We start from the raw sequence: 8,037 nt of genomic DNA, 5'->3' as shown, positions 1-8,037 counted from the left end.
AGGCGATCTCGCTTCGCCGCGGTTCGGGGCGTCGTTCTGTTGGGGCGATCAAACGCGACAACCACGAACCCGGACCTTCGAACCACCCCAAACACGCCACCATACGAGACCATGGTGAACGTGACTAAAGGCAAGCGCCCCGACGACCCTGACTACTCCGCCCCCGAGCTCGACGCCGACCGCCTTATGCTGCAGTCCGACGTCGTGCTCAGACTCGGCCGGCTCATGCTGGCAGCGGGCGCCAGCTCCTACCGGGTGAAGTCGGCCATGGCCCGGGCCTCATCGGCTGTGGGCATAGACCGTCATGAGGCGACCGTGACGATGACGGAGATCGTCACCTCCTCCTACGTCGGGTCCCGCTTCCGCACGGAGGCCTGCGAGGTGCGGCATGTAGGGGTTAATGCCAACCGTCTGGAAGCGCTGAGGCGCATTGTCCACGACCTGCGCGCCCATGAGACGGTCGAGCACCTTGACGCCAAGCTCGACCAGGTCGAGAACATGCACGGACTCTACGGGCCGGTCGCCAACGCACTGGCCTCGGGCGTGGCCTGCGCCGGATTCTGCTTCCTTAACGCTGGAGGCTGGGTCGAATGCCTGGCAGTCCTCGTCGCGGCGACAATCGGCCAGGTCGTCCGCCGGCAGATGCTTGAGCGCCATTACCAGCACTTCTTCACCTGGATCGTGTGCGGGACGGTGGCCTCCGCCATCTATATGGGTATTGTGACCTTAGGAAACCTAACGGGTGTCATAAGCGGAAACCATCAAGGTGGCGTTGTATCAGCGATCCTCTTCCTGGTTCCGGGCTTCCCCATGGTCACCGCCCTGCTGGACCTGGTTCGTCAGGACTTCTCTTCCGGGCTGTCACGGATGGCGTACGTGCTCACGGTCATGGCCGCGGCCGCGGTGTCGGTGTGGACTGTCACCTACGTCTTCCACTGGGAGGTGGAGGCCACGCAGAGCGCCTTGCCCACCGGGCTGACCCTGTACGCCTTGCGCTGCCTCAGTTCGTTCGTGGCGGCATACGGTTTCGCCATGCTGTTCAATGCCGCGCCGCGCGCGTGCCTGCTGGCGGCCATAGTCGGCGCGGCGGCGAATACCGGACGCCTAGTGCTCATTGACGAACTCGGTGTGCCCTGGCAGTTGGCTGTGGGACTGGCCGCAGTGGTCGTTGGACTATTGGCGCAGGCCTTTGTGTCGCGCGTCTCCCTATCACGCGTGTCCCTCTCCGTGCCGGCGGTCGTCATTATGATCCCCGGCGTCCCCTTCTACCGGGCGATCTCCGCGCTCAATAATCGGGCTGTGGACGCTACCGTCGCCATCGACACGGCGGCGGGGAGTCTGGCTGAAGTATTCTTTGTGATCTCCGCGATAGGAGTCGGCTTGGCCATGGCCCGTATTCTCACCGATCCCAACTGGCGTCACGATGTTTCCACCTCTGAGCACATTGCGCTTCCTGAGGCCGAGGACGACGGCGTCGGGCAGCATCATTAAAGAACGGTTCTTATCGAGGCGGCGCCAAAACCCGGACTGGTCACCGAGGTGCGGCCCGCCCGCGCCCGTACCACCCTGCAGCGGGGGAGTGGTACGGGCGGGTTCATAGGCCCCCAAGAATCTGGGCGATAAAGATCTTGACGATCATGGCCACCGGGTAGACCATGGCATAGCCCAGGGCCACACGCGGGTCGGCGCCCGTACGTTCATTGGCGAAGGCCAGCACGGCTGGCTGCGTCTGGGCGCCACCAATAAGACCGGACAAGCGCGTGCCGCCCATCTTCACCAGCCACCGCATGGAGGCGTACAGGCCACCGCCCACAATGGTGGTGACAACGGCGCCGGTCAGGAGGATCTTCCACCAGTCCCCGCCGGTGAAGGCATTGGCGATCTGGCCACCTGCACGGGTGCCGGCTTGGGCTAGGAACACCAGCAGGCCGAATTCGCTGAGGACCGCGGTGGCAGTGAAGGGCAGGGCGGTCACGAAGTTGCGAATGCGTCCGATCCTGCCGAAGACGAGCCCCACCAGGAGGGTTCCAGCGGCCGAGCCGATTGAGAAGGTTGCACCCGTGGGAGTCAGGAACTTCCACTCACCAATGACAATCCCAATGGCCATTCCCAGGCCCAGGGTGACTGGGTTAATCGAGCTCAAGCCCCTGGCGGAGTCCCCGAAGAACTTCGAGATTTCGACCATGCGGCCCGTGGGGGCCACCACGCGTACCCGGTCGCCGAGCTGGAGGACCAGGTCGGGAGTGCCGACCATGTCAACATCGCCACGGCGCACACGCGAGATGGTGGCGCCGAACTTCGTGTCAATGTCGAGCTCGGCCACGGTGTGTCCGGCGAGCTTGGGGTCAGAGACCGTAATGCGCCGGAAGTCCAGGTACTTGCGGTCCTCGATGAGAGAGTGGGAGGAGCCGTGGCCCAGGGCCGTAATCACCTGGTTGACGGCCTCCTGCGTGCCGACAACGGTGACCAGGTCGTCCTTGTTAACCCGCACGTCATTGGTCGGACGGGTGATCGGGCCGGTCTCTCCGTGGCGCAGCCGGGAGAACTTCAGCTCCCCGGAAATGGTTTCGGCAATGTCGCCAATGCGGGGGGAGTCCTCTCGCTCAACGCGCACCGTACGGTTGACCAGGGGGGAGGGGGCGTCCTTGTCTGAACGGCGGTAGCGCAGGGCCAGCAGGCAGAAGAAAAGCATGCCAATGACGCCGTAGAGGTAGGACACCGCATAGCCGACGGTGGCGATCGCCGCACCGTCGGGATTGCCGGCCAGTACGGCGGCATTCCCGGCGGCGGCCAGGGCCGGGGTGTTGGTGATGGCGCCGGCGAAGGTCCCGGCTATGAGGGCCGAGTCCATGCCCAGGGCCCTGCCCACACCGACGGCCGCAACGGCACCGGCGAGGAACACTGCCAGCATGAGGGCCAGGGGGCCGGCGGCGGTACGGATGACGTGGAAGAAGTTGGGGCCCGATTGGACGCCGATCGCAAAAGTGAAGATGGCCAGGCCCAGGATTCCCAGCGATGGGGGCACCTCAATGGTCACACCGGCCGAGACTCCCCATGCGGCCAGTGCTATCCCGGAGAAGAGCACGGCGGCCGCCCCCAGGGACACCCCCTTGATCTTGACGTGGCCCACGAGCATTCCCAGGCCGATAAGGGAGAAAAGCACGAGAACCGGGTTCTCGGCCAGGTGATGGAGCAGTCCTGTGACCACGAGAGAGTGCCGCCTTCCAGTCCCGCCGGTCGTCGCTGCCTGACGGGGGAGCGTTTAATGGGAACGGCACTATTGTCGCGTGCGCACCCGTGTCCTTGCCCGGACCTAAGGCCGTGGGCACGACATGTGAGAAGGCTCCCTTTGGCGGCAGGTGCACCAGCGGCTGGGGGCCTCGTCGCAGCCAACCGCCACCACCTCCGTGATCCCATGATGTGAGACGTCAGGCCGGTGAAAGTGACCCACATCCTGGACTGCGCCTACCTTGGGATCAGTCGACCATCAGGTCGGTCCCGTGTACTCGCACAGGAGGGTGAACATGGAACGCCAGGACGCTCCCTCGGCGTATGAGGGGCAGGTCATGACGGGCGCGGAGGCGCTCGTGCGCGCCCTGGAGGAGGTGGGGGTCACCGACATCTTCGGCATGCCCGGTGGCGCCATCCTCCCCTTCTACGACCCGCTGCTGGCCAGCGAGAAGATCCGTCACGTGCTCGTGCGCCACGAGCAGGGTGCCGGGCACGCCGCCGAGGGTTACGCCTTGGTGACCGGCCGTCCCGGCGTGTGCGTGGCGACGTCCGGGCCCGGCGCCACCAACCTCATTACCGCCATTGGTGACGCCCACATGGACTCCGTGCCCATGGTGGCCATTACCGGCCAGGTGGGTTCAAGGGCGATTGGCACCGACGCCTTCCAGGAGGCGGATATCGTCGGTGCGACCATGCCGATCGTCAAGCACTCCTTCTTGGTGACCACCCCTGAGGAGGTTCCGGCCCGCGTCGCCGAGGCCTTCTACCTGGCCTCGACGGGACGCCCTGGACCGGTCCTTATTGACGTCGCCAAGGACGCCCAGGTGGGTATGACCGAGTTCCACTGGCCTCCGGCGATCGACCTGCCGGGCTACCGCCCGCCCGGCAAGCCCAACCAGCGCCGCCTGGCTCAGGCCGCCGAGGTCATTGCCTCCGCGGAGCGCCCCGTGCTCTACCTGGGCGGCGGGCTGAGCCGCGCCGCGGTCACCTCCGAGCAGCTCAGCGAGCTGGTCGAGCTCATTGGAGCCCCCTTCACCACCACGCTCACCGCCCTGGACATCCTTCCCACCGACCATCCGCTGAATCTGGGCATGCCCGGCATGCACGGTACGGTGGCCGCGGTGGGCGCCCTCCAGCGGGCTGACGTCATGGTGTGCCTGGGTGCTCGCTTCGATGATCGCGTCACCGGCAAGCCCGAGACCTTCGCCCGCCTGGCCAGTGTCATCCACGTGGACATTGACCCCGCCGAGATCTCCAAGATCCGCACCGCGGACGTGCCCATTGTCGGCGACCTGGCCGAGGTGGTCCCGGCCCTGACCTCCGCCCTGCGCGCCCAGTTCGCGGACGAGGAGCGCACGCCCATTGAGCCATGGCTGCAGGAGGTGGCCCGCGTTCAGGCCACTTACCCCACCACCTGGACTGACACCGACGATGGCCTGCTCCAGCCTCAAGAGGTCATTACCCACCTGGACAAGGCCGCCAGTGAGGACACCATTTGGGTCACCGGCGTGGGGCAGCATCAGATGTGGGCCGCCCACTACCTGCACTTCCACCGGCCCCATTCGTGGCTGACCTCCGCGGGCGCCGGCACCATGGGCTATGGCGTTCCGGCCGCCATGGGCGCCAAGAGGGCCGCGCCGCAGCGGCCCGTGTGGCTCATTGACGGCGACGGCTGCTTCCAGATGACCAACCAGGAGCTGGCCACCTGCACCCTCAATGAGATCCCGATCAAGGTCGCGGTGATCAACAACTCTTCACTGGGCATGGTGCGCCAGTGGCAAACCCTCTTCTACGGCCAGCGCTACTCCAATACCGACCTGCACACCGGCGCCGGCACTCAGCGCATCCCTGACTTCGTCACCCTTGCCGAGGCGTACGGGGCTGTGGGCCTGCGCTGCGAGCGCCTGGAGGACGTCGACGACGTCATTGCCCAGGCCAATGCCATTAACGACCGCCCAGTGGTCATCGACTTCATTGTCTCTGCGGACGCTCAGGTGTGGCCGATGGTGGCAGCGGGCGTGTCCAATGACGAGATCCAGCACGCCCGGGGTATGAGCCCGGCATGGGAAGAGGAGTGAGAGACGTGAGCGAGAAGCACACGCTGTCCGTCCTGGTTGAGAACAAGCCCGGTGTCCTCACGCGAGTTTCGGCCCTGTTCACCCGGCGGGGCTTCAATATTCACTCTCTGGCCGTGGGCCCTACCGAGCACGAGTCCATCTCGCGTATTACGGTGATCGCCGATGCCGAAGGGCTGGCCATGGAGCAGGTCACCAAGCAGCTCAACAAGCTCGTCAACGTGCTCAAGATTGTCGAGCTCGACCCCTCCACCTCGGTCGACCGCGAGCTATACCTCATTAAGGTACGGGCCGACGACTCCAACCGCACTGCGGTCTTGCAGGTCGTCGACCTCTTCCGCGCCCATGTGGTTGACGTATCCCCGACCTCGGTGGTCATTGAAACTGTCGGATCGGAGTCCAAGGTCAAGGCCCTGCTGGCGGCCCTGCAGCCCTACGGGGTCAAGGAGATCGTCCAGTCCGGCGCCGTCGCCATTACGCGCGGTCCCCGATCCATCACCGACCAACTCAAGGAGAAGTGAGGAACCACTATGGCAGCTGAGAAGTTCTACGATGACGACGCCGACCTGTCGGTCATCCAGGGCAAGAAGGTCGCCGTCATTGGCTACGGCTCGCAGGGCCACGCCCACGCACTCAACCTGCGTGACAGTGGCGTGGAGGTCGTCGTCGGCTTGCGTGAAGGCTCCGCCTCCGTGGCCAAGGCCCAGGAGGCGGGCCTGCCGGTGAAGCCCATTGCCAAGGCCACCGCCTGGGCCGACGTCGTCGTGGTCCTGGCCCCCGACCAGGTTCAGGCAGCTCTTTACGCCGAGCAGATTAAGCCCAATATCAAGCCCGGCTCCGCCCTCCTATTCTCCCACGGCTTCAATATCCACTTCGGCTACATTGAGCCGGCCGCGGACATTGACGTGGTCATGGTCGCCCCCAAGGGGCCCGGTCACACCGTGCGCCGCGAGTTCGAGGCGGGACGCGGTGTCCCCGTGCTCGTGTGCGTTGAGCAGGACGCCTCCGGCCAGGCCTGGCCCCTGGTTCTGTCCTACGCCAAGGCCATTGGTGGCACTCGCGCCGGCGCCATTAAGACCACCTTCCGCGAGGAGACCGAGACCGACCTCTTCGGGGAGCAGACGGTGCTGTGCGGCGGCGTCTCCCAGCTCATCCAGTACGGCTTCGAGACCCTGGTCGAGGCCGGATATCAGCCCGAAATGGCCTACTTCGAGGTTTGCCACGAGCTCAAGCTCATTGTGGACCTCATTAACGAGGGCGGTATCTCCAAGCAGCGCTGGTCCTGCTCGGACACCGCCGAGTACGGCGACTACATCTCCGGGCCGCGCGTCATTACCCCCGATGTTAAGGCGCACATGAAGGATGTCCTGGCCGATATCCAGGACGGCAGCTTCGCCAAGCGCTTTATGGACGACCAGGCCGCCGGCGCCCCAGAGTTCAAGAGGCTCCGCGCCGCCGGCGAATCCCACCCCATTGAGACCACCGGCCGCCAGGTGCGCTCCATGTTCGCCTGGCGTGCCGAGGTGGACAAGGACTACACCGAGGGCTCCGTGGCCCGCTGAGGCCGCCGTCCGCATCGCCCTGATCGAGGTCAGGTGGGGTGACCGGCGTTTCTCGGACAATAGTGGGAAGACCATTGTCCGAGAAACACCGGTCACCCCATACTGGTTGATCGCCTCGTTCCGGATCCTATGCATAATTTGTGCGGGTCCTGGGTGTCGTATTCGTCCAGATCCGACCCTATCGCGTGCACTAACCGAGGCGCCCCGGACTAGGGCGTGCGTGATCACGGGATTGCGTGAAGACTTAGGACCTGACTTAAGGGACTGCGTGCGGGCGGCTTCATCAAGCAGTATCAGTCATCGCAAATTTGACTCGATTCGTCCGAGACAATTCGATTTCCCAAAGAGTGTCTCGATCCGATGCGATCGACCTCGGCGCAACTACTTCGAACGCTGATCGATCTGCTCGCCCACAGCGGGCGCGCAACGTATACAAAAAGGTTTTCTCGCCACCCACCCCCGTGAGAGAATCTCAATGTGCGGAGCGAATCGCTGGTCGGGCGGAGTCAAGCCATATCGGCAGAGAATTGGCAGCCGAGAGATACGGAAGATGAGATATTAAATCGATTGACGCTCGTCAAGTATTGAGGCGGATGTTGTACGGCGGTGAGGTGGTCGACGTCGCACCGCCGGTTCCGAAGAAGCTCAGTAATTCGCTAACTTTCGATTGGCGACTTGAATGCCTGAACAATTTCGTTTGCTTGTTATTGTCGCTTGTTTAACAAGGTTCGAGCTTGCGTTCCGCTCTACTATATTCATGCTATTTGCGGTCTCTGTGGGCGCAACTGTCACGCAGACCGCTGCCATTGGTTTTCTGAGCATTGCCCCGACCATATTTTCAGCAACGATTGTTTCTGGCCTTGTTATCCGCTTCGGGGAAATCCATTGCCTCCGCGCTTCTCTGGTGGTAGATGCGCTTCTTTGCCTTTTTACGTTTATTCTTCTGAGCTGTCGGTCAATCATTCTGCTTCTCCTGTATTGTCTACTTTTCGGGATTGTTCGACCTTTAATTGACAACTGTATTAACTCTTTAGTTATCGATCTAGTGTCGTGTTTCTGAAGTAGTTGGGCGCTTGGCTTTCTTGAGTATCTGGTCGGCGGGCTTGGTCCAGGAGAAGGGTTTGCAGGTCTTGTTGTAGGTGTCGATGAAGCGTCGGATGGTGGTGGTC

At 63.5% G+C, this 8,037-nt stretch carries 5 protein-coding genes; 4 read left to right on the top strand and 1 reads right to left on the bottom strand.

Translation table 11 applies throughout. The annotated features are described in order from the left end of the window. Positions 1–186 precede the first annotated feature (186 nt). Positions 187–1,491 (top strand): threonine/serine exporter family protein, encoded by a 1,305-nt coding sequence (locus EUC46_RS12055; RefSeq protein WP_128774406.1) that lies wholly within the window; start codon positions 187–189, stop codon positions 1,489–1,491. 103 nt (positions 1,492–1,594) lie between these two features. On the opposite strand, the gene EUC46_RS12050 is transcribed toward EUC46_RS12055, so the two are convergent. After that, positions 1,595–3,208: an aspartate:alanine exchanger family transporter gene (locus EUC46_RS12050; protein WP_128774405.1), complete on the bottom strand. Its 1,614-nt coding sequence runs from the start codon at positions 3,206–3,208 to the stop codon at positions 1,595–1,597. Between the two features lie 316 nt (positions 3,209–3,524). Here EUC46_RS12050 and EUC46_RS12045 point away from each other — a divergent pair, with 316 nt between their 5' ends. Genes EUC46_RS12045 through ilvC form a run of 3 tightly spaced genes read left to right on the top strand, consistent with a single transcriptional unit; the run spans position 3,525 to position 6,868 of the window. Continuing rightward, the gene (locus tag EUC46_RS12045) at positions 3,525–5,309 is read left to right on the top strand and encodes an acetolactate synthase large subunit (protein ID WP_128774404.1); all 1,785 of its coding nucleotides are present in this window, start codon (positions 3,525–3,527) and stop codon (positions 5,307–5,309) included. A 5-nt stretch (positions 5,310–5,314) separates the two neighbouring features. After that, entirely contained in the window at positions 5,315–5,827 is a 513-nt protein-coding gene (gene ilvN / locus EUC46_RS12040; protein ID WP_128774403.1) for an acetolactate synthase small subunit, read from the top strand. 9 nt (positions 5,828–5,836) lie between these two features. After that, the gene (ilvC, locus tag EUC46_RS12035) at positions 5,837–6,868 is read left to right on the top strand and encodes a ketol-acid reductoisomerase (RefSeq protein WP_128774402.1); all 1,032 of its coding nucleotides are present in this window, start codon (positions 5,837–5,839) and stop codon (positions 6,866–6,868) included. Positions 6,869–8,037: the final 1,169 nt, after the last annotated feature.

Origin of the sequence: Actinomyces oricola, from assembly GCF_004104015.1 — a bacterium.
Taxonomy (GTDB): domain Bacteria; phylum Actinomycetota; class Actinomycetes; order Actinomycetales; family Actinomycetaceae; genus Actinomyces; species Actinomyces oricola.
This window is presented reverse-complemented; position numbering and strand designations above follow the sequence as displayed.

What these genes read in the sequence shown, in the direction of transcription:
- EUC46_RS12045 (WP_128774404.1), top strand. Translation starts at nt 3,525, where the DNA reads ATGGAACGCCAGGACGCTCCCTCGGCGTATGAGGGGCAGGTCATGACG.
- ilvC (WP_128774402.1), top strand. Translation starts at nt 5,837, where the DNA reads ATGGCAGCTGAGAAGTTCTACGATGACGACGCCGACCTGTCGGTCATC.
- EUC46_RS12055 (WP_128774406.1), top strand. Translation starts at nt 187, where the DNA reads ATGCTGCAGTCCGACGTCGTGCTCAGACTCGGCCGGCTCATGCTGGCA.